This is a genomic window from Patescibacteria group bacterium (genome assembly GCA_041645165.1).
Lineage (GTDB): Bacteria > Patescibacteriota > Patescibacteriia > 2-02-FULL-49-11 > 2-02-FULL-49-11 > 2-02-FULL-49-11.
Genome location: JBAZQN010000007.1, coordinates 1 through 20735, shown reverse-complemented (window position 1 = coordinate 20735; position 20735 = coordinate 1). Strand labels below are relative to the sequence as shown.

Here is a 20735-nt window from a genome sequence, read left to right as displayed (position 1 = left end):
TTTTATTTTTCTTATCACCTCCCTAAATGCAGTCGCGCCTATAAAAGGCCGACCTTTTTATAGATGTAATCGACATGCTTGAGACCAATGGTCTCATCAAAGCAGGCTTCAATTGTATCGTGCTTTAGCAATTTTGTAATGCGTCGATCGGCCAAAATGACCGCCTTGAAATCGCTCCGTTCTTGCCAGCAGGCCATTGTGTGTGTCTGCACGATTTGATACGCCTCCTCACGACTCATTCCTGCTTGTGTCAAAGCCAAGAGAACAGGTTGTGAAAAAATCAAGCCTCGCGTCAATCTTAAGTTTGCCAGCATATTATCCGGGTAGACGACCAGATTCTCGAGAATCTTGGTCATCCGTGCCAGCATGTAATCTGCCAGAATACAACTATCTGGCAGAATGACTCGCTCCACCGAAGAATGGCTGATGTCCCGTTCGTGCCAGAGCGCGACGTTTTCCATGGCTGCCAAAGCATTGGTTCTCAGCAATCTGGCTAAACCGGAAATATTTTCGCAGCCAATGGGATTGCGCTTATGCGGCATGGCCGAAGACCCTTTCTGACCCTTCGCAAAAGGCTCTTCGGCTTCCAAAACTTCTGTTCTTTGCAGGTGGCGTATCTCAACCGCGATCTTTTCTACGCTGCAGCCGAGTAAGGCTAACGTCGTCATGAACTCGGCGTGCACGTCACGTTGAATAATTTGGGTGGAAATACGGGCAGGCTTCAGTCCAAGCTTCTGGCAGACTATTTCCTCCACCCGGGGATCCAAAAAAGCATACGTGCCGACCGCTCCCGACATCATCCCAACGGATATGGTTTCGATGGCACGTTGTAACCTATCAAGGTTACGATCCATCTCATCATGCCATAGAACGAACTTGAGGCCGAAAGAAGTAGGTTCTGCATGAATGCCGTGAGAGCGCCCGATGCAGATTGTGTTTTTATGCGCAATCGCTTGCGCACGCAACACCTTCCGTAGAGTGAGAATGTCTTGCTCAATTATTTCTCCAGCCTCTTTCATCTGCAAAGCCAGAGCGGTATCCAGCAGATCGGAAGAGGTCATACCAAGATGGATGAATCGGGACGAAGGGCCGACATACTCCGCCACATTAGTCAAGAAAGCGATGACGTCGTGTTTGACTTCATTCTCGATTTTCGCAATCCGCTCCACATCAAACCGAGCCTTGGTCCTGATTTCCTCCAAGTCATCTTCGGGTATGTGGCCAAGTTCGGCCCATGCTTCACAGGCCGCAAGCTCCACTTTGAGCCATGTGCGGAATCTATATATGTCGTCCCAGATCGCCCCCATTTCTGGCCGCGTATAACGTGGGATCATTTGATCCCTCCTTTCTTTTAAAAAGGTTATTTGTTTTACTACACTACATAAATACTTTTCGGTGCCTTACCTCCATTGTGTTTGGTACAGAATTCGATTAATTTTACGTAGTCATGTTGAGCCCGTCCGATGTACTGCCCATCATTTTGACGAAAAACTCCATATTCCCCTCCTGAAAATATCCCGCGGAACTCTGCGGTCTTGACTATACCACTGACACGTTTCCGCAGGGTATTATTTCTCCCTTGTCTTGGAGGGAAGACAAGTTGAGCCAATGAGTGGTCGCTTTTAACGACATATACCCTTGTCATCACACACCGTCCTTTCTTTGGATAAATTTTAAAAGTTCACTGTTTATTAAGTTTTTGGATTAAGTTACCTTAACAGAAAATTATGGTGTGGGCAATGGGAAAAGTGGCATATACTTATTTGCGACAGACACCCTCACCTAACCTCCCTCTTTTTATCATCAAGATATGGCGAAGCCATAGGGGGAGGATTTTGGAGTGCGTCCCGATTCATAATTGGCAATGGAGCAATGGGGGCTAGCGTTCGGATTGCCTGCAGAAAAAGACGCGGTCCAATTCCCCTGCGAGGAGTTGGCCACTTGACTCTCGGATTTGCTCCTCCGACGTGAGGTCGGAGACCGTGCCCGCAAATCCTCCGAGACACTTTTTTGCAGGCAACCTCACTGAAGGAGTTGAGTGCAGAGGGTTGCGCAAGAGTAGTACTCAATAAGCAGTTATTTTAGAGAAGAGAGAACAATTATTTTCACGATCGTGAGATTAATTGTCCTTGTATCCAGCATAAGTTTTATTATTGATAATTGATATTTGGTCATTTTGAATAGGACAGAGAGGTAGATGAAAGATTTGAGACCTAGTGATGGTAGTACAAAGGTGAGGGTGAGGAAGCTTGTAGGTTGAGTGATTACGTGAGTATGGTGATTTCTGGATTCCCGCCTTCGCGGGAATGACAATGCGGTTGATTGATCGCGAAAATCCTCAAAGGGTGTTTTTGCTTAAGTGGCGGGGAATGTGGTAGGATAGAGGTAATAGAAATTTTAGCAAGTTTTCATAACTCCCTTTTAAGTCCCCCTTATCTTAAGGGGGAGAGCAAAGACAGATTGGTAATAATCTAGAATCTTCATGTCATAATTATGATAATTAAACCAAAACTTCTTATTTATCTCGAAGGCACGATTCTGGACGATCGGGCCATTCTTTATCTTAAGGTCACCAAACACGATTCAGGCTACCTGCGGCGTTTAATAGAATCTTTGCCGGTTGAGGGCGCGGTTGAATTCTGCAAGGTCATGCATGAGCGGTTCAGCCTCGTCTATCTCGGACACCGCGGTGAAGACCAGCGCGGCGTGTATCAGGAGTGGCTTCAAAAGCACGGGTTTCCGGAAGGCGAACTTGTGGTAGGGGGATACAAAGCGAAATTGCCTGAAGGTATCTCTTTCGCCATTGACGACCGTGTGCAGGATGCGGAAGATGTGTACCCGAAGCTGGGCATCACCTATATTCCGGTAAATGAATATTGCGCTCGTTGGAGAAAGGTGAGTGAAAAAATTCTAAATCCTGTTTAGGATTTATTGCTGATGTATGATTCCTATCCGCGATCATACCCCTTCGGGCAAATTCCCTTACGTGACTTACGGCATCATCGGCGCGAATGTGGCCGTGTTTGCGTATATGCTCTCATTGGGCAGCGGGCTTGAGGCGTTTGTGGGAAGGTATGCGGTGACGCCTTATGACATTATCCGCGGCGTGAATTTAGTGAGCCTTTTCACATCCCTGTTTCTCCACGGAGGATTTGCTCACATCATCGGCAATATGCTGTTTTTAAACATTTTCGGGGACAACCTCGAAGACCGGTTGGGGCATGTAAAGTACCTGATATTTTATTTGGCCGCAGGTGTTGCGGGGAGCGCGCTCCAAATCGTCATGGGCCCTGCTTCCACGATTCCAATGCTCGGCGCCTCGGGCGCGATCGCGGGCGTGATGGGAGGCTATCTTGTGTTATTTCCCCATGAGCGGATTGACGTGCTCTGGACATGGGGATTCATGCTGTCGCGGGAAACCGTGCCCGCGCGCATGATGCTCCTGTACTGGATTTTTTTCCAATTTATCTCCGGCATCGGCAGCCTCGGCATCGTGGGCGGCGGCGTGGCATTTTTTGCCCACATCGGCGGGTTTGCGTTCGGCTGGGGCGGCATCAAGCTCTGGCGGAGGAACGTGCTCGTGCCGAGAGTGAGGGAGTAGTTTTCAGTTTGTCAGTTGGTCGGTTTATCAGTTGATCAGTCAATTAGTTAGTTTGTGAGTTTTTGAGTTGATGAGTTGTGGAGGAAAGGGAAGTTGGAAGATGGAAGTTGGAATCTTGAAGATAGAATTTAGAAGCTGGAAGATGGAAGATAGGAGTTAGAAGATTGAAGTGAGTAATTGATTTTGAATTGAAGCTTTATAAAAGCAAAAGCCGGACAAGAGTCGCGGCTTTTTTAAGGTTATTTTCCTTCCACTTTTTCCGCTTCCAGTCCTTTCGCTCGAAGCGTGTCTATGTCGGCATCAGTACCTCTGCTTATTATTAGGACTGATTCATCAAGGGAGGTTAATTTATAGATATGCCGATGTGGAAGGAGTTGGGCGACGGCATCTTTAATTGTCAGTCGCCCGTGAAGATTAATTTTTACTAGCATAAATTCCTTTCTTTTTTGTTTTTCGATTTTGGAATTTTTAGTGTTGAGTTGATAAGATACAGGGTGGGAAGAGATTTGTCAAAGGGAGCGAGAGGAGAAGTTAGAATATAGAAGCTGGAAGTTGGAGGATGGAATGGGGGTGGCGGATAGGATTATAAGGCGGATAAGAGTGGATAGGTCGGATAGGATGGGATAGGACGGATAGGAATGGATATGTTGGTGGTTGGATTGCAAAGACTGGAATAGATCTGGATAAGTGGAATAGGTCGGATAGGAACGGATAAGTTGGATTGATCGGATGGGATGAGATAAGTTGAAATAGGAACGGGTAAGTCGGTGGTTGGATTCTCGCATTGAATCTGGACGACGTAAAAGCCGCCCGATAAATTCAAGGCGGCTTTGATTTTTGCAGCGTTGCGATAAAGCCATGTGTTGAGCCTTAAGGCTCGAGGGGCGCGCCTCCTTTCTGGAGAGAAACTCCTCCCAGGTTTTTGAATAACGCTTCGAGAAAGCTGAAAACATCTTCGTAGGCGCTTTTATTAGCCAGCGATACCGGCCATAGGCGAGGATTATACTCGGTACCCCATCCAGGCTCTAGGTCAGATGTGAATGTTTGCCTAGAAAAATTTCCTTTTTTATCGAGTGTAAATCCTTTTATTGTTACTCGATAAAATGTTGGATGGAAATCCAGCACCTCCTTGAAGGTGTGATCCTGTTCTGGTAGGAAAATCAATTCCTTACTATGGATCCTCATTACGAGTCTCCACCACCAACCTTTAAATTCGGCATGGCCCGTTTCCAGAGCCATGACCCCCGTGGTATTCCATAGTTGCGGGGATGGCATAATAATTAAATTAGAACATTGCCAATTTTTCCCATCCCAAAGGTAAAGACCCCATTCTGCCGGTGATACCCCTTCTCCGGAGAAATAGACCCCCTTAAGGCCGGTCAGCCCTTTGTCAGTCGGGGATTTTTCTGATTCCTGGAGGACCCAATCGCCTGGTGACTGGGGGAGCAGAACCTGGACGTCTCCTTTTAGGATATCCTCCAGCCCACCGCTAACGCCGTCCCAGAACGCAAGGACAGAACCGGGGGGTGGGGGAGTCTTGCCACAGCTGATGAAAAAAATTGAGAATATAAAAATCCCCAGGACCCCTAGTACGATTGTTTGGGTACGCATGGCGTACCTCCTTTCTTGTTAATGAAACGATTTTAGTGAATTATTAAGATGGATTTAATTAGTCTGGTTTACCATGTATTATCTCTCTGTGTCAAGGAGAAAGTGGGAGAAGTTAGAAGCTGGAAGTTGAAAGGTGGGCGAGAGGTGGCGGATAGGATTATAAGACGGATAAGTCAGAATAGGTCTGATAGGTTGATTAGATTTGAGAGGTTGGGATAAGACGGATAGGTGGGATAAGACGGATAAGCGGAATGGATCGGATAGGAACGGATAAGTCGGAGATATTGGGATAAGACGGATAAGCGGAATGGATCGGATAGGAACGGATAAGTCGGATAGGATGGGATAAGACGGATATGGCTGATTAATTTAGTGGCGCGGATGGGTGAAGGATGGTAAAATGGTGGCAGAATTGGATGGTTAATGTGTTACGCTGATATGCATAAACAATTAAATATTGCATGGGGCGTGAAGGTAGTGGCACTCGAGCGCGCGGCGACGGGATTAGCGCTGCTGGCGGTTGCGTTCGCGCCTGCGGCAGTGATAAGCCTTGCGCGAGTTCGCACGAGCGTGGCGCTTGCGCCGCAGTTGAAGGTGTTATTATTTCTGGCAGGCGTATTCGTGCTTGTTACTGCAGTGGGCCTGTGGAAGCGCAAGAAGTGGGGGTGGGGGCTGATGGTGCTGCAGGTCGTTGTTGCCATGATGGCCAGCGTAGTGGGAACGAGCTTTGCGGCGGCCTCATGGCCTTCACAACTGGGGAGGTGGTGGGTCGCAGGGTTTGTCGCAGGCATTTTGCTCTGCATCACGGCGTTGGTGGTGCTGCTTATAGGGCTATTCCAAATCAAGTGGTTTTTTTCGCAAGAGGAAGATGAGGATTTTCACAAAGGCAGCGGCAGATTGCTCATCGTTGCGGTGTGCGTATTGGTTGCCGTGCGGATCGCGGCGTGGGGGGCGCTTGACGTGACTTACTCGTCCGCGCCTGCGGGTGCGGGAGGGGAGGAGAATATCTCCGCAGCGCTTACCCAATCGCTTGCCTATTGCGAGACGCAGGAAGAAGGGGTCAAGCGCGATTCATGCTTTACGCAAGTGGCAATAGCCGCGGCGAGTGCGGGTGACACGCTGCCCCCAGATTTTTGTGATTCTGTAAGTCCTGAGAGCTCGCAGCTGAAATTCCTCTGCATCGCGTACGCGCGCCAGCCAGAGTCATGCAATGCATTTGAAAGCATACGCCAGCAAGCGCTTTGCCGCGCCTTGGTGACGGGCAATGTAGAGGAGTGCGCGGCGATTGAAAGCGTTGAGGAACAGGAATTATGCCGACAAATGGTGGTGGGGTATTTGGAGGAGGTGAGGAAGGAGATTGTAGGAGAACCCAGTGAGTAATTTCCAATTTTCAAATACCAATTTTCAATTAATTTTCAATGAATCAATGATGCAATGTTTGAAAATTGATTCATTGCGACATTGATTGTCCCGCTACGCGGGATCCCGCGAAGAGGGAGAAATTGAAAATTGAGAATTGAAAATTATTTTAAATATTATGTCCACCCCCATTCCCCAATTGCAAGATGCCGAGCGGTTAGACCTCGGCGGTTATACCGTCTATATCGCGAGCGCTACCCATGCGAAGAGCGAGGGATATTTAGAACTGCCGCCGGGAAAGGAAATGCAGAGGCACCATCGCCCGGTCGAGGAGCGGCTTAAGCAGATCGAGGGGGAATCCATGGTGACCGTGTTTGGGAACGATGGCGAGCCGGTCGTGCATGAGCTGCTGCGCGGTGCGGAACTCAATATCCCCGCGGTGACCGAGCATATCCATGCAAACCCTTTCGGCAAAAACTCGATCACCCATTGGCGATTCGAAGGCGACATTATTGACACGCTCGAAGAGCAGAGGATGCTCGCGAAAAGGCTGGGGGAAGAGCGAGGCAGTGAGTAAAGTCAAAGTTCAAAATCAAAAGTTCAAAGGAATATCAAAATCCAAATGTCAAAATTTATATATTTGTGCTTTGAGCTTCATTTGGCATTTGAATTTTGGATTTTTGGTTTAAATATCATGATATTGGTAAGAAGTGTCTAATATGCCAATCATTCTTCCTCGAAAAAGACTCTTGGAATACCTTGGTCTTGTCCTTATTTTTTGTTTTATTGGCGCGGTGGTGGTGATGGGGGTGAGGTCGAAGCAGGCGGAAGCGCGCGATAGGGGAAGATTGGATGATATAAAAGATATTCGCGTGGCATTGCAGGAATATTTCAAACAGCAGGGATCCTTTCCCGCGGGTGATCAGGTCACCTTAGGAAAGGATGGCGGCGGGCAGCTCTGTGCAGGATCTGCACAAAAAGGGTTTCTCGGATCAGACGAGAGTTGCGGCGAGGGAGCAGCTGTTTTTTTAAATCCCATACCCGCGGATATTAATCAAAACTATTCATACCAATTCCGCGCGTTGCCGGAAGAGTGCACCGATGCATGCGGCGATTATGAACTTGCCTTTTCCCTCGAATACGGCGCTGCAGAATATGGAAAGGGATCGTATCGGGCGAATCGGGCGTTTATAATACCCATAGCGCGTTAGCGCTCGTGTATGTATTCTCATAAAAGTTTAAAAAGTATTCAGGCAATTTTATTTGATATTGATGGCACTCTCATCGCAGGGGCGCGTACTCCTCCTACGCAATGCGTACGGGACGCCGTGCAACATGCGCAGGAGAAAGGAATATTTATAAGCGTGGTAACCGGAAGGGAGATTCACGCATTTGAATCCGTCAATGAATGGCTTAGCATCACCGCGCCCGTGGTATTAGCGGGAGGCGCACGTTTGTATGATCCCCAAAAAAGGAAGGATTTGTGGACCTGCTATCTTAACGCACCGGAAGCAAAGGAACTCATCTCTCTCTTGCTCGGGCAGAATGCAGCCTTTTATGCCCATACAGGCAGGATAATGTTTGATTCTTCCGCGTATGCGCAGCTATACGCTAATCTAGTGAAAGAGCCATTAGAACAAGGACGAATACCACGGATGCGCACTCCTTTAAAAGTGTTGACGCCGGCAGTACATTCATCACTCGACTATACGAAGTTCACCTATCTGGTATGGTATCTGAAGCCAGGGGCGCTTGATGAGGCGCGGCGCATACTCCATCAATTCTCTGATATTGCGTATGCGGTCGTACGTTCTACGCATAAAGAAATAAGGAACGCGGGGATGGTCGGTATTTACATTACCCATAGCCAAGCAACCAAACAGCACGGTGTGTTCGAGCTCTCCAAAGTAACTGGGGTGCCGCTGCAGAATATAGTGGGAGTAGGGAATGATGAGAATGATTTCCCTCTGCTCATGGCATGCGGTTACAAGGTAGCGATGGGCAATGCAGTTTCCTCTCTGAAAGAAATTGCTGATTATATTGCGCCACCTGTGGAGGAGGATGGCGCAGTCCAGGTGATTGAAAAGATTTTAAAAATGCAGGACGCAGGCTGATATGCATATAACCCCCATAAAAACACCGTTAGTGAAAACGGGTGATGATATCACTAAGATAATTCATCGCGCGCTTCTCCGTGTGAAAGAAGGCAGTGTGATTGCGATTACTTCAAAAGTGGTAAGTTTAAGCGAAGGGAGATTCATACCCAAAGACGCGGATATACGCAGATCGTCACGCTTGCCTAAAACGCAGATTCACGCAGATAGAGAAAGAGAAAAGCAGCTAGAGATATTAGTACGGAAGGAAGCGGACAAGGTGTGGCCGAGCGAGCATTGCTGGCTTGCATTAAAGAATGGGATGCTCATTCCCAATGCAGGCATCGACGAGTCCAATGCGTTTGGCGGATTTATTCTTTGGCCTAAGAATGCCTTTGAAAGCGCAAAGCGTTTGCACGATGCGTTTAAACAGCGTTACAAAGTGAAACGGCTCGGCGTGCTTATTACTGATTCATGGACTATGCCTTTGCGGCACGGTGTCATAGGCATTGCATTAGGGTATTTTGGATTTGAAGGACAAAAGAATTACGTGGGAAAAAAAGATTTAATGGGGAGGCGCTTGCGGATGACCAAAGTGTCAGCCGCGGATTGCCTCGCGAGCGCGGCAGTCCTTGCGATGGGCGAGGGAGACGAGCGCACGCCAATCGCAGTCATCGAGGATGCGCCGGTTACGTTTATTACCAGAGGCGAAAGAGGTAAATTGAAGATTCATCCGCGGGATGATATCTATACGTCAGTGCTGCGAATATGAAATGGACCGCGGTCATTGCTCTTAGCATTCTATTAGGGATAGTGGTTGCGTATCGATTAAGCCTTCCTATTCCGGAGGATTCTTTTTATAGGATTGATAGGACGGATAAGTCACATACAGTGGATAGGTTAGATATCATAGGTGAGACTAAGAGGACGGATAAGACCGATAGGTCGTATAAGGCAAATATTAATTCGGATAAGGCTGATGGAACGAATAAGTCGGATACGGCGGATATGATAGATAAGACTGAGAGGGAGGATAGGTCGGATAACGTCGTACTGCCGGTTCCTTTTCAGCCTCAGGCGCCGTTTGGCGATTGGCGGGAGCCGTGGGGAGAAGCGTGCGAAGAGGCGGCCTTGGCGCTTGCGAACCGTTTCGCGCACCATATGGAAACGCTTACCCAAGAAGAAATGCGAGATGAAATTTTAAAGCTTGTGTCGTACCAAAAGGAACAGTATGGCGATTACCGCGACAGTGATGCCGAACGCACCGCGGAGATCGGGCGTCAGGTGTATGGGATCGGAGTTGAGGTTAAAGAGGTTAAGGGGGTGGAAGAGGTGAAAGAGATTTTGAAAGGAGGGAATTTAGTCATCGCGCCAATGGCAGGCCGGCTTTTAAAAAATCCATATTTCCGCCAGCCCGGACCTTGGTACCATATGATAGTGGTCCGCGGATTTGACGATGAGAAACAGGAATTCATCACTAATGACGTCGGTACGCGCCGCGGCGAAGGATATCGCTATCCTTATGAGGTTATCTGGAACGCTATTCACGATTTTCCCGGGGAGAAGGAGAAAATAGAAGAAGGGGAGAAGAAGATAATAGTGATTACCTCACGAACCTCGCAGTAAAAGTGAAAAGAATGGTGATAATTGATTGTAACGGAATTTCAATCCCTCTCACTAAGGAGACCTCCCCATCCCCTCCTTAGTAAGGAGGGGACTTTGAGGGGCGGTTTCCATAATTTATTGTAAGATGGGAATTATAATTTAGTCCATCCTAGAACTTAAAGGTTTTTTTTGGTATAGTATATTCATGCAACTCCGTGACATACGTTCGGTCAAAGATCTCGCGGGAAAGCGCGTCCTTGTCCGCGTGGATTTCAACGTGCCGTTGCGCCCTTTGAGTGGCGGTTATGAAGTTGATCCGCACGGCGGCTGGCGGATCAAACGTTCTTTGCCCACCATTACCTACCTCATGGAACAGGGCGCGGTCGTGGTGCTCTTGACCCACGTAGGAAGGCCAAAGGGGATGGTGCGCGAAGAGCTGCGTGTGCGCCCCATAGCGCATTGTTTGAGCGGCTTGCTTATCCAGCAGGGTATTCCCAATGAAGTGGTATGGACGAATTTTGAACGTGGCGCCGTGCCGCCTTCTCGCGTGCAGGGTAAGCGCACGGCGCTCATTTTATGCGCACCGGACTGCACAGGTATTGCTACGGAAGAAGTAATAGACCACGCGCGGCCGGGCGACCTCGTGCTGCTTGAAAATGTGCGTTTCCACCCCGAAGAGGAAGCGAATGATCCGGAGTTCGCGCGCTCTCTTACGCACCACGCGGATTATTTTGTGAATGACCAGTTTTCCGCTTCCCACAGGAAGCACGCATCTGTTGCCGCCATCACCGAACTGGTACCGAGTTTTGCAGGAGCGCTTCTCATAGACGAGGTCGCGCATTTAAGTACGCTCGTGGATAATCCCGCGCATCCCTTTACCTTGATCTTAGGCGGCGTGAAACTTGAAACGAAACTGCCGATTATTAAAAACATGCTGCCGCGCGTGGATGCGCTCTTTATCGGTGGCGCGGCCGCCAATACCATCCTCTCCTACCAAGGAAAACCCGTTGGGCTTTCGATGACCATGAAGGGATTTGAAGAGGTGCTTTCTTTTCCTGGTTGGGAAAAAGTGCAGCTTCCGGTTGATGTCACGGTTGCGCAGGATGCCAAAGGAAGAGGACTGCGCCATTGTGCGGTTGATGAGGTAAGAGATGATGAATTTATTTACGATATCGGGCCTCAGACCGTGAAAGCGATGGTAGCTTCAGCCTCGCGCTCTAAGCTTACGGTATGGAACGGGCCTCTTGGTTATTTTGAAGTGCCATTATTCGCCCGTTCAAGTATCGATCTTGCCAAAAATCTGGTCAAAACGCCTTCTTTTACCGTTATCGGCGGTGGAGACACGCTGGATCTGGTGGATCAGGCGGGAGTGAGAGATCAGTTTGGGTTCGTATCAACGGGCGGAGGAGCGATGCTCGCATTTTTGTCAGGACAGGAATTGCCGGGACTAAAACCATTGAGAGAATAAAGAATATAGAATTTAGAATTAAGAATTTGATATGATTCATAAAAAGTTTTCTATAAAGAATATATGCGCCCGGGAAATACTTGATTCCCGCGGCAACCCGACTCTTGAGGTTTCCGTCGCGCTCGAGAGCGGGATTGTGGCCAAGGCAGGGGTGCCTTCAGGCGCGTCCACAGGCTCGCACGAGGCGGTAGAATTGAGGGACGGGGATGCGAAGCGCTACCGGGGTAAGGGAGTGCTGCGTGCATCCGCCAATGTCGCAAAGATCGGCGCGCGCCTCAAAGGCATGGATGTGCGCGATCAGGAGCGCATTGACGCGACTATGCTCGTGTTTGACGGCACGCCCCAAAAGGCGCGCCTAGGAGGCAATGCCACCATTGGCGTGTCCTTTGCCTGCGCGCGCGCGGCGGCGCAAGCGCAGGGAATGGAGCTCTTTGCATATTTACACGCATTATACCTGAAGCATCCGGTGAAGAATGATCGAAATATCAGCAGGCTGCCGACGCCGATGTTCAATATATTCAACGGCGGCGCGCATGCGGACAATAATCTTGATGTGCAGGAAATCATGGTAGTGCCCTTGTGCGGAAAAGGCGCGCGGGAGAAAGTGCGGGTAGGCGTTGCAGTATTCCATGCGCTCGGGGTGGTGCTCAAAGAGCGCGGATATGACACTGATGTGGGGAATGAAGGAGGATACGCGCCGAACGTAAATTCAGTGATGGAGGCATTTGACCTCGTGGTGGCGGGGATCGCGCGCGCTCGTTTTCGGCCGGGGAAAGACGTGGCGCTTGCCCTTGATCTTGCCTCAATGTCATTCTTTGATGAGCGCCATCATCATTATCGTTTCAAAATTGATGAGAACTATTTTACTGCTGATCAAATGATTTCACTGTACCATGAATGGATACGGAAATACCCTATCATATCTCTTGAGGACCCGCTTGCGGAAGACGATTTTGAAGGATGGGCGCGCCTCACGCATGAATGCGCCGCGTTCACCGAACGGAGCGTATCCGGAAAGGTGCTACGCCATCGAACGTTCCTGCCCGCGTTCCGGCCGCTTGTGGTCGGCGATGACCTGCTCACCACCAATGTGACGAGGCTTGAGCGGGCGGCGGTCATGGGTTCGTGCACAGCCGTGATCGTCAAGCCGAACCAGATCGGCACGCTCACCGAATCGTTCGCCTTTGCGCGCAAAGCAGAAGGGTATGGTTTTCCCCGCATCGCATCCCATCGTTCCGGTGAAACTAACGATGACGCGCTGGTGGATTTTGCGGTCGCCATTGGCGCTGAATACTTGAAAGCGGGCGCGCCCTCGCGGGGAGAGCGCGTGGCGAAGTATAATAGGTTGATGGAGATTGAAGAAGTATTAGAATCTGGAAGATAGAATCTAGAATATAGAATATGGCAATGGATAAATCTTATTCGCCCTTGGTCCTCGTCATCATTGATGGTTTTGGCGTTGGGTACCCCGGGCCGGGAAATGCTGTGACGCTTGCAAAAATCCCGACCTGGAAGCATTTATGGCAGGATTTTCCCCACACCGAGCTCGCGGCGAGCGGCGAGGCGGTAGGGCTCTTGCCGCATCAAGAGGGAAATTCTGAAGCCGGACATTTGAACATCGGCGCGGGCAGAGTGGTGCCCCAGGACCTTGTCATCGTGACGCAGGCGATCCGCGACGGCACGTTCATGAAGAATCCCGCGTTTGAAGAAGCGGCCCAGCACCTCAAAGCGCGGCGAGGCCGCCTCCACTTGGTGGGGCTCCTCTCGAGCGACCAGAGCGCTCATTCTAACCCTGAACATATCAGGGCACTTCTTCATTTCTTCAGGTCTCACCAGGTAGGGCCGGTATTCTTGCACCTTTTTACCGACGGCCGCGATACGCCCCAGTTTGCCGGCATCACGTTTTTGAAAGACCTGCAGCTGGAGCTTGAGCCTCATGAGAAGGTGGCCACCATTATGGGGCGTTTCTGGGGCATGGACAGAAAGAAGGATTGGTCGCGGACCGAGCGCGCATTCAGCGCCATTGCATGCGGCACCGGACTCACGTCTCCCGATGCGGCGACTGCCGTGACCAGCGCGTACGCGCGCGGCGAATCTGATGAGTTTATCCAACCCACGGTCATCGTGGCGCATAATCGTCCCATTGGAGTGGTGGAAGACAATGATGCCGTCGTATTTTTCAATGCGCGGTCAGATCGCGCGCGGCAGCTCACCAAAGCGTTTGTGCAGCCGGCGTTCAATAATGCGAATCCAGGCGCGTTTGTGCGATGCCGCGTGTATAAAAATCTGAAATTTATCGCGCTCACCGATTTCGGGCCTGACCTTGGGCGGATACTCACCGCATATCCGTCGCCCGATTTGCAGGATACCCTGCCGATGGTATTGAAAGAGTGGCGCCAGCTCTATATCGCGGAAACCGACAAATACGCGCACCTTACCTATTTTTTCAACGGCGGCTATTCCAGCCCGGTGGGGGGGGAGCACAGGATCCTCGTGCGCTCACCCGAAGTAAGCTCGTATGACCAGTCTCCGGAAATGTCATCTGACGAAATCACCACCGTGGTGGAGCAGAACATTATTAATAATGTGTACGATGTCATTGTGATAAATTACGCGAACCCCGACATGGTAGCGCATACCGGGAATCTCCAGGCCTCTATTAAGGCAGTTGAGGCGGTTGATAGTTGCCTCGCAAGGCTTGTGAAAACGGTGAAGAAAAAGAAAGGGGTGCTGGTCGTGACCGCAGACCACGGCAATGTGGAGGAAGTGATCGACGAATCAAGCGGCCAGCCAGATACGGAACATTCGGTGAATCCCGTGCCATTTGTCCTATGCGATTTTCGTGTTCCTGCCCATGCGCGCCCTGCGTTGCGCGAAGGGGGAAAGCTCGCGGATGTGGCGCCGACCATCTTGGAGCTTTTCGCCATTCATCAGCCGGAGGCCATGACAGGCAAGAGCCTTATCGTGAAAAAATGATACCAATATACTAATTCATACTAATGATACAAATAAATACTAATTCGATTGATCACTCACATTTGCAGGTATTAGTATCATTCGCATACATTCGTTGATTAGTATCATGTTATTATGTCTCGTCCACGGCCAGTCGCGCTCATTATTTTAGACGGATGGGGGGTAGCGCCTCCCAGCCGCGGCAATGCCATTGCGCTTGCAAAAACTCCCAACCTTGACCGCTATGTCCGCACTTACCGCAGCGTGACGCTGCAGGCCGCAGGCGATGCGGTGGGCGCGCTCTGGGGCGAAATGGGAAATTCGGAGATTGGCCATTTGAATATCGGTTCAGGCCGCATCGTATATCAAGAAATCCAGAGGATTAATAATGCCATACGGGACGGCTCTTTTTTCAGCAATCCTGCGTTCGGAAAAGTGATTGAAGAGGTGAAAGAAAAAAAAGGCACGCTCCATATTGCCGGATTGGTCTCCACCGGCCATGTGCACGCCTCGATAGAGCATTTCACGGCAGTGGTGGAGTGCGCGCGCCGCGGGGGGGTGGACCGCATCGCCTGCCATGTTTTTTTGGACGGGAGGGACGCGCCGTACGCGAGCGGTAAGGGGAGCGTGGAGGCGCTTGCTCGCAGCCTGCGCGAAGGCGGGTCAGGGGAGATTGCGAGCGTGTCGGGGCGGTGGTGGGCGATGGACCGCGACAACCATTGGGACCGCACGGAAGAAGTATATCGAGCCATGGTGCGGGGCGAGTCATCGCATACGGCAACCGATGCGGCTGAAGCGATAAAGCAATCTTACGAGTTGCATGTTTTTGATGAAGAATTCCCGCCCACGGTGATTCTGAAAGAGGGGAAGCCGGTTGCTCCCATCAAAGAAGGCGATGGCGTCATCATTACGAATTTCCGCGCGGACCGCGCGCGTCAAATCACCCAGGCGCTCTTTCTTCCCGCGTTTACCAAATTCGAACGCCCCACGCATCCCCGCAATCTCCTTGTCGCCACCATGACCCAGTATGATGCCCACCTTCCGGTGCTCGTCGCATTTCCCCTGCAGGAGATTACCCATTGCCTGGCAGAGGTTATTTCCCAAAAAGGGCTCACTCAGCTGCACATTGCCGAGACAGAAAAATACGCCCATGTCACTTATTTTTTAAATGGCGGCAAGGAAGACCCCTATCCGGGGGAGCAGAATATCCTCATCCCCTCACCCGCAGTCCCTTCTTATGACATGCAGCCGGGCATGTCTGCCGCGGAAATCAAGGACAAGGTGATCTCTTCCATCACCGAGCGCGTCTATGACGTCATCATGCTCAATTTCGCAAATGCAGACATGGTGGCGCACACCGGCAATCTCAATGCGACCATCGAGTCGGTGGAAATTCTAGACCTCATGCTCGGGGAACTGGTGGATGTGATCGTGAAAGACGGCGGTGTTGCTGTGATCACTGCCGACCATGGGAACGCGGAAGGGCTCTTGAAACCACAAACCGGCGAGATAGACAAAGAGCATTCGAGCGAGCCCGTCCCTTGCATTATAGCGGGAAAGGGGCATGAGCATGGGGGATTGAAGAATCTCGCTGATCTTGCCACGCTGAAACCTGCAGGGGTGCTCGCGGACGTTGCGCCGACCATATTGAGTTTACTCGAGCTTCCCCAGCCCGTGGAGATGATTGGGAGAGCGATCAGTTGAAAAATTCTAAACTCTAAGCACAAAATCCTAAATAAATACAAAATTTCAAACAATCGAAATTCAAAACATATTTTATGTATGGGGATTTTGGACTTTAGATTTGTTTAGGGTTTCGAATTTAGGATTTAGGATTTCTCACTTTATATGGATTTCATTGACGCACTAAAAAGCCTCGACCACCTTCTCTTCTTCTCCATCAACGGCCTTGCGGGGACATCGGCGCTTCTTGATATGGCCGGGATTTTTGCGGCAAAGGCGCTCATTTGGGTCATGGGATTCGCGGCAGTGCTGTTGCTGCTGTTTCCCGGTTCGCGCGCACCTGAAGAGGCAATCATAGCGCCTCCCCGCAGGACATGGTTTTTCCCTTCGGGCACGCCGCGCGCGCCGCGTACTATTTTTATAATAGATGGGAAAAAAGTATTGCGTGGTGTGTGGGCAATAGCCGCCACGGCGCTCAGCGTCGGGTTAGGCGGGGGAGTGAGGATGATTCTTGCTCAAATTTTCGGTAGGACGAGACCGTATCTGTACGAGGGAGTAAAAAATTTATTCACCACCGGCGTTGCGGATTATGCGTTTCCTTCCGGCCATACGACCGTGGCATTTGCTCTCGCGTTTTCTCTCCTTTTCTATTATCCTAAATACGGCGTGCTTTTCCTGTTCAGCGCATTACTAGTAGGATTAGGCCGCATTTACATCGGCGCGCACTATCCCGCGGATGTGGCCGCGGGCATGATCCTTGGGTATGGGGCCGCCATAGTCGCAAGGGAAATTATTAAAGTAATACAGAAGACAATAAAATAATAAATTTGCAATGCTCAATTTCTCCCCCTACGGGGGATCTCCCGAAGGGAGACAATTTTCAGTCAATGATTCAATTATTCAATATTCAAACATTGTATCATTGGTTCATTGAAAATTATTTGAAAATTGAACATTGTCCCGCTCTTTGATCATTTTCTTTAAATGTCAGTGGGATCCCGCCTAAGCGGGAGAAATTGAAAATTAATCTACCTTATGGAGTATTCAAAGGAACATCTCTACCCCGTCATCCTCGCGGGCGGCGTGGGCACCCGGCTGTGGCCCCTTTCCCGCACCCAGAGCCCAAAGCAGCTTCATTCTTTTTTCGGTTCCTTTACCTTGCTTGAGCAAGCGTATAAAAATTTGGCGCGAGGATTCCCGCGGCGCGCGGTGCATGTGTCCACGAATATCTCTTCCGCCGCTGCAGTCCGCGCACTGCTTCCCCGGCTGCCCGCGCGCAATCTCATCGTCGAGCCGGTGCGCCGCAATACGGCGGCCGCATTGGGGTATGCCGCGACCGTGCTACTTGACCGCGATCCGGATGCGATGCTCGTGACCGTGAACTCTGATGCGTGGATCGGGAATCCGGATGCATTCTTAAAAGCGATTGAGTTTGCGGCGCGCATTATTAAAGAACGCAAGGACCATGCCGTGCTGGTGGGTATTAACCCTACATATCCGGAAACAGGCTACGGCTATATAGAAATGGGCTTGCCGGTCATGAAATACGGGAATCTCGAGGCGTTCACCGTGACATCATTCACGGAAAAACCGTCTCTCGCTCGCGCCAAACAGTACCTCTCAAGCTGGCGCTATCTTTGGAATCCCACCGTCATCACCGTGCGCGCCGATCATCTACTGTCCCTCTATAGGACCCATCTGCCACAGGTCTCGCACGGCCTTGACCGCATTGTCCGCGCGCGGCATACGAGGAATGCCGCAGCCGCAGTGAAGCGCGCGTTTCAGACGCTCCCTTCGATTTCGTTTGATTATGGGATTGCCGAGAAACTGAAAAAGAACGTCTTGGTCATCCCTGCCGAATTCGGCTGGGCGGACGTGGGGAGCTATCGCACGGTGCACGAGATATTGTCCGGCCGCACGCGGAAAAACGTGGCGCGGGGAAAGATGATCAGCATTGATGCGGAGAACAACCTGATCCTGCCTGAAAAGGATAAGCTCGTGGCCTTGATAGGCGTGAAAAATCTTGTCATGGTGGAGACGCAAGATGCACTACTCCTGTGCCATAAGGAGCGTTCGCAGGAAGTGAAGAAGATCGTGGAAATGTTGAAGAAGAAAGGATTGACTAAATATTTGTAAATATCAGTGAACAATGAACAGTGAACTATGACCGAATCGAGTCTCAAATTTTCAATGCTCAATTTACAATTTTCAATCAATGACTCAATGTCACAATTTTCAAACATTGAAACATTGATTCATTGAAAATTATTTGAAAATTGATAAATGAAAATTGAAAATTACCAAGTCTTTTATGAAATTAAGGCGAAATAAACCACGGTGGTTGCTTTACCTAATTCTGGCAGTTTTTATCGTTGGTTCTTTTTTTATGTTTCAGGGAATGCGGCCGCTTAAGGGGAGAGATGCGCCGCTCACGTTCACCGTGGCGCCGGGGCAGAATTTCATTGAATTGGGAAAGGCACTGGAGAAGGCAGGCGCGGTGAGGAACTCGTTTGCATTTTCTTTTTATTCTTTTATTTCTGGTTTGCGATCCAAATTTCAGGCTGGCACCTATGTCATACCGGAGAATGCCGGCGTTGCCGCGATCGCGCGCCTGTTCGCGCAAGGAGAGGGGAAACCGGAGCGCACGGTAACGATTATCGAAGGGTGGACCGCAGAGGAGATTGAAGCATATTTGGCAAAGGAAAAAGTATTTGCCAAGGGTATATTTTTGGCGGCGGTAAAAAAGATACCGGCCTCATGCCCGTTTTCTGAAAACGTCTGCTCGCTTGTCGTAAGCATTCCCAAAAAATTAAACGCACTTGAGGGATATTTGTTTCCCGACACGTACCGGCTGTACTTCGACGCGAAGCCAGAAGATCTAATTGAGAAAATGCTTAAAAATTTTCTCGAGAAGACAGGTGATCAGATGCTTGCGCGCAGTTTTGAAACTTCAAACCATACGCGCCATGAAATCATCACTATGGCATCCATTATCGAGGCGGAAGTGCCTTTAGACGCGGATCGCGCGATTGTATCTGGTATTTTCTGGAAACGTATTGATGCGGGGGTTCCACTGCAGGCGGACTCGACCGTGAATTACGCGACAGGGAAAAGCGCACGCGCGGCGTCTCTGACAGACCTTAAATTCAATTCTCCGTATAACACGTATCTCTATCCGGACCTTCCGCCCGGGCCGATCGGGAATCCCGGCGTTTCAGCCATCAAAGCCGCGCTTTCGCCGCAGGAATCTGACTACTGGTTTTTCCTGTCCCGCGAGGACGGGACTACGGTATTTTCTAAAACCCTCGACGAACACGCCGCCGCGAAGGAGAGGTATATAAAACCCTGAGGTTTTCCGCAGAAACACGCGGAATATCACGCAGAAGAACGCGGAAACCCTATAACTGCCCACAAAGGCGGTTTTTTGTTTTGATTTTTATTCATATTGCCCTATTGTCATTCCCGATCCGCCAGCAGGCGGAGTCGGAAATCCAGAATAAAACAAACAGTAAATACACAATTCTATTGGTTTTTTTGTCTGGATTCCGGGTCGAGCCCGGAATGACGGGAGGTTCGTAGAGGTTTGTATTGTTGCCTGATTTTATTATTCCGCGTGAGTCCGCGTGCATGTCTGCGTCTGTCCGCGTTTAGTCAGCGTAAGTCAGCGGCAAGCAAATGTGGATAAAACCCCTTGATTTAAGCTGAATTTGTGCTACGTTTAACTTGCCCATGATATACTAAAAAACAAAAAGCAAAATTCCCCAGCCCTTGAGAAAGGCATAGACATTTGCTTCGGAAGCAACGAATGATATACGTGGGTAAAAATAAATAGAGCTCTTTGTTTCTCACACTAATCCATGGAGGTAATATGTTACGCTTCATAACCCTCCTAGTCGTCGTAATGTTCATTCTGGTACTGTCCCCGCCATCCTTTGGGGATCAGAATTCGAATAGTGCGATGATTGGAGTCAACATGAACCTGGCGGCCGATTGCGTCGGTCCGCCCGAATCCCTGAATGGGAATTTCAACCTGACTGCAGAGCCGATCGCGACATCCAATGCGAACATGGCTCAAGACGATCAAACCATCGGGACGAACCAAGCCGGTTCAACAGCGAAAAATTCGATGGATTTGATGATTGCGGTCGCTCGAGAAAGAACCATTAGCGACCTGATGGCACAAAATCTGGAACTGCGCTCTCGTGCAGCTCCGGATTCGATTGCGGTTCATTCTATTGAATATTTCCAATTAAGTTGACAGCTCTTTCTCAAATAAGGTTGATTCTTTAAGGAATCCGGTGAGGAGATTAGGATGCCGCTGGAATCGCCGCTTGCTGCTCTTGATGTGGGCATCGATATC

General features: G+C 49.9%; 19 protein-coding genes. 16 read left to right on the top strand and 3 right to left on the bottom strand.

What is annotated here, in order from left to right:
• Nucleotides 1-38: 38 nt before the first annotated feature.
• The gene (gene purB / locus WC659_03450) at nucleotides 39-1334 is read right to left on the bottom strand and encodes an adenylosuccinate lyase (protein MFA4872962.1); all 1296 of its coding nucleotides are present in this window, start codon (nucleotides 1332-1334) and stop codon (nucleotides 39-41) included.
• A gap of 1159 nt (nucleotides 1335-2493) precedes the next feature.
• Between purB and WC659_03445 the strand changes: the two genes are divergently transcribed.
• Both WC659_03445 and WC659_03440 read left to right on the top strand, forming a co-directional pair.
• Complete coding sequence (locus WC659_03445) at nucleotides 2494-2925, top strand: hypothetical protein (protein ID MFA4872961.1); 432 nt, start codon at nucleotides 2494-2496, stop codon at nucleotides 2923-2925.
• Nucleotides 2926-2941: 16 nt separating this feature from the next.
• On the top strand, nucleotides 2942-3601 hold the full coding sequence (locus WC659_03440) for a rhomboid family intramembrane serine protease (GenBank protein MFA4872960.1): 660 nt from the start codon (nucleotides 2942-2944) through the stop codon (nucleotides 3599-3601).
• 239 nt (nucleotides 3602-3840) lie between these two features.
• Here WC659_03440 and WC659_03435 read toward each other — a convergent pair whose 3' ends face one another.
• Both WC659_03435 and WC659_03430 read right to left on the bottom strand, forming a co-directional pair.
• Nucleotides 3841-4032, bottom strand: coding sequence for a hypothetical protein (locus WC659_03435; protein MFA4872959.1), 192 nt, complete (start codon nucleotides 4030-4032; stop codon nucleotides 3841-3843).
• A 439-nt stretch (nucleotides 4033-4471) separates the two neighbouring features.
• Nucleotides 4472-5212, bottom strand: coding sequence for a hypothetical protein (locus tag WC659_03430; protein MFA4872958.1), 741 nt, complete (start codon nucleotides 5210-5212; stop codon nucleotides 4472-4474).
• A gap of 438 nt (nucleotides 5213-5650) precedes the next feature.
• Here WC659_03430 and WC659_03425 point away from each other — a divergent pair, with 438 nt between their 5' ends.
• The 14 genes from WC659_03425 (at nucleotide 5651) to WC659_03360 (ending at nucleotide 20633) form a co-directional block, all read left to right on the top strand.
• On the top strand, nucleotides 5651-6592 hold the full coding sequence (locus WC659_03425; GenBank protein MFA4872957.1) for a hypothetical protein: 942 nt from the start codon (nucleotides 5651-5653) through the stop codon (nucleotides 6590-6592).
• A 157-nt stretch (nucleotides 6593-6749) separates the two neighbouring features.
• Nucleotides 6750-7148, top strand: coding sequence for a hypothetical protein (locus WC659_03420; GenBank protein ID MFA4872956.1), 399 nt, complete (start codon nucleotides 6750-6752; stop codon nucleotides 7146-7148).
• Nucleotides 7149-7290: 142 nt separating this feature from the next.
• Complete coding sequence (locus WC659_03415; GenBank protein ID MFA4872955.1) at nucleotides 7291-7782, top strand: hypothetical protein; 492 nt, start codon at nucleotides 7291-7293, stop codon at nucleotides 7780-7782.
• Between the two features lie 9 nt (nucleotides 7783-7791).
• Nucleotides 7792-8685: an HAD family hydrolase gene (locus tag WC659_03410; protein ID MFA4872954.1), complete on the top strand. Its 894-nt coding sequence runs from the start codon at nucleotides 7792-7794 to the stop codon at nucleotides 8683-8685.
• Between the two features lies 1 nt (nucleotide 8686).
• Entirely contained in the window at nucleotides 8687-9436 is a 750-nt protein-coding gene (locus tag WC659_03405; protein MFA4872953.1) for a coenzyme F420-0:L-glutamate ligase, read from the top strand.
• Nucleotides 9433-10290, top strand: a complete 858-nt coding sequence (locus WC659_03400; GenBank protein ID MFA4872952.1) for a C39 family peptidase — start codon at nucleotides 9433-9435, stop codon at nucleotides 10288-10290. Before WC659_03405 ends, WC659_03400 begins: the two co-directional genes overlap by 4 nt.
• A gap of 184 nt (nucleotides 10291-10474) precedes the next feature.
• On the top strand, nucleotides 10475-11737 hold the full coding sequence (locus tag WC659_03395) for a phosphoglycerate kinase (protein MFA4872951.1): 1263 nt from the start codon (nucleotides 10475-10477) through the stop codon (nucleotides 11735-11737).
• 31 nt (nucleotides 11738-11768) lie between these two features.
• Nucleotides 11769-13121, top strand: a complete 1353-nt coding sequence (locus WC659_03390) for a phosphopyruvate hydratase (GenBank protein MFA4872950.1) — start codon at nucleotides 11769-11771, stop codon at nucleotides 13119-13121.
• 17 nt (nucleotides 13122-13138) lie between these two features.
• Nucleotides 13139-14713 carry a 2,3-bisphosphoglycerate-independent phosphoglycerate mutase gene (gpmI, locus tag WC659_03385; GenBank protein ID MFA4872949.1) on the top strand — a complete coding sequence of 525 codons (1575 nt, stop codon included), beginning with the start codon at nucleotides 13139-13141 and terminating at the stop codon, nucleotides 14711-14713.
• A gap of 114 nt (nucleotides 14714-14827) precedes the next feature.
• Entirely contained in the window at nucleotides 14828-16396 is a 1569-nt protein-coding gene (gpmI, locus tag WC659_03380) for a 2,3-bisphosphoglycerate-independent phosphoglycerate mutase (GenBank protein MFA4872948.1), read from the top strand.
• Nucleotides 16397-16540: 144 nt separating this feature from the next.
• Nucleotides 16541-17197 carry a phosphatase PAP2 family protein gene (locus WC659_03375; protein MFA4872947.1) on the top strand — a complete coding sequence of 219 codons (657 nt, stop codon included), beginning with the start codon at nucleotides 16541-16543 and terminating at the stop codon, nucleotides 17195-17197.
• A 213-nt stretch (nucleotides 17198-17410) separates the two neighbouring features.
• Complete coding sequence (locus WC659_03370; GenBank protein ID MFA4872946.1) at nucleotides 17411-18511, top strand: mannose-1-phosphate guanylyltransferase; 1101 nt, start codon at nucleotides 17411-17413, stop codon at nucleotides 18509-18511.
• A 175-nt stretch (nucleotides 18512-18686) separates the two neighbouring features.
• Entirely contained in the window at nucleotides 18687-19724 is a 1038-nt protein-coding gene (gene mltG, locus WC659_03365) for an endolytic transglycosylase MltG (protein ID MFA4872945.1), read from the top strand.
• A gap of 519 nt (nucleotides 19725-20243) precedes the next feature.
• Nucleotides 20244-20633 (top strand): hypothetical protein, encoded by a 390-nt coding sequence (locus tag WC659_03360; protein MFA4872944.1) that lies wholly within the window; start codon nucleotides 20244-20246, stop codon nucleotides 20631-20633.
• Nucleotides 20634-20735: the final 102 nt, after the last annotated feature.

What these genes read in the sequence shown, in the direction of transcription:
- purB (MFA4872962.1), bottom strand. Translation starts at nt 1,334, where the DNA reads ATGATCCCACGTTATACGCGGCCAGAAATGGGGGCGATCTGGGACGAC.
- WC659_03445 (MFA4872961.1), top strand. Translation starts at nt 2,494, where the DNA reads ATGATAATTAAACCAAAACTTCTTATTTATCTCGAAGGCACGATTCTG.
- WC659_03440 (MFA4872960.1), top strand. Translation starts at nt 2,942, where the DNA reads ATGATTCCTATCCGCGATCATACCCCTTCGGGCAAATTCCCTTACGTG.
- WC659_03435 (MFA4872959.1), bottom strand. Translation starts at nt 4,032, where the DNA reads ATGCTAGTAAAAATTAATCTTCACGGGCGACTGACAATTAAAGATGCC.
- WC659_03430 (MFA4872958.1), bottom strand. Translation starts at nt 5,212, where the DNA reads ATGCGTACCCAAACAATCGTACTAGGGGTCCTGGGGATTTTTATATTC.
- WC659_03425 (MFA4872957.1), top strand. Translation starts at nt 5,651, where the DNA reads ATGCATAAACAATTAAATATTGCATGGGGCGTGAAGGTAGTGGCACTC.
- WC659_03420 (MFA4872956.1), top strand. Translation starts at nt 6,750, where the DNA reads ATGTCCACCCCCATTCCCCAATTGCAAGATGCCGAGCGGTTAGACCTC.
- WC659_03415 (MFA4872955.1), top strand. Translation starts at nt 7,291, where the DNA reads ATGCCAATCATTCTTCCTCGAAAAAGACTCTTGGAATACCTTGGTCTT.
- WC659_03410 (MFA4872954.1), top strand. Translation starts at nt 7,792, where the DNA reads ATGTATTCTCATAAAAGTTTAAAAAGTATTCAGGCAATTTTATTTGAT.
- WC659_03405 (MFA4872953.1), top strand. Translation starts at nt 8,687, where the DNA reads ATGCATATAACCCCCATAAAAACACCGTTAGTGAAAACGGGTGATGAT.
- WC659_03400 (MFA4872952.1), top strand. Translation starts at nt 9,433, where the DNA reads ATGAAATGGACCGCGGTCATTGCTCTTAGCATTCTATTAGGGATAGTG.
- WC659_03395 (MFA4872951.1), top strand. Translation starts at nt 10,475, where the DNA reads ATGCAACTCCGTGACATACGTTCGGTCAAAGATCTCGCGGGAAAGCGC.
- WC659_03390 (MFA4872950.1), top strand. Translation starts at nt 11,769, where the DNA reads ATGATTCATAAAAAGTTTTCTATAAAGAATATATGCGCCCGGGAAATA.
- gpmI (MFA4872949.1), top strand. Translation starts at nt 13,139, where the DNA reads ATGGCAATGGATAAATCTTATTCGCCCTTGGTCCTCGTCATCATTGAT.
- gpmI (MFA4872948.1), top strand. Translation starts at nt 14,828, where the DNA reads ATGTCTCGTCCACGGCCAGTCGCGCTCATTATTTTAGACGGATGGGGG.
- WC659_03375 (MFA4872947.1), top strand. Translation starts at nt 16,541, where the DNA reads ATGGATTTCATTGACGCACTAAAAAGCCTCGACCACCTTCTCTTCTTC.
- WC659_03370 (MFA4872946.1), top strand. Translation starts at nt 17,411, where the DNA reads ATGGAGTATTCAAAGGAACATCTCTACCCCGTCATCCTCGCGGGCGGC.
- mltG (MFA4872945.1), top strand. Translation starts at nt 18,687, where the DNA reads ATGAAATTAAGGCGAAATAAACCACGGTGGTTGCTTTACCTAATTCTG.
- WC659_03360 (MFA4872944.1), top strand. Translation starts at nt 20,244, where the DNA reads ATGTTACGCTTCATAACCCTCCTAGTCGTCGTAATGTTCATTCTGGTA.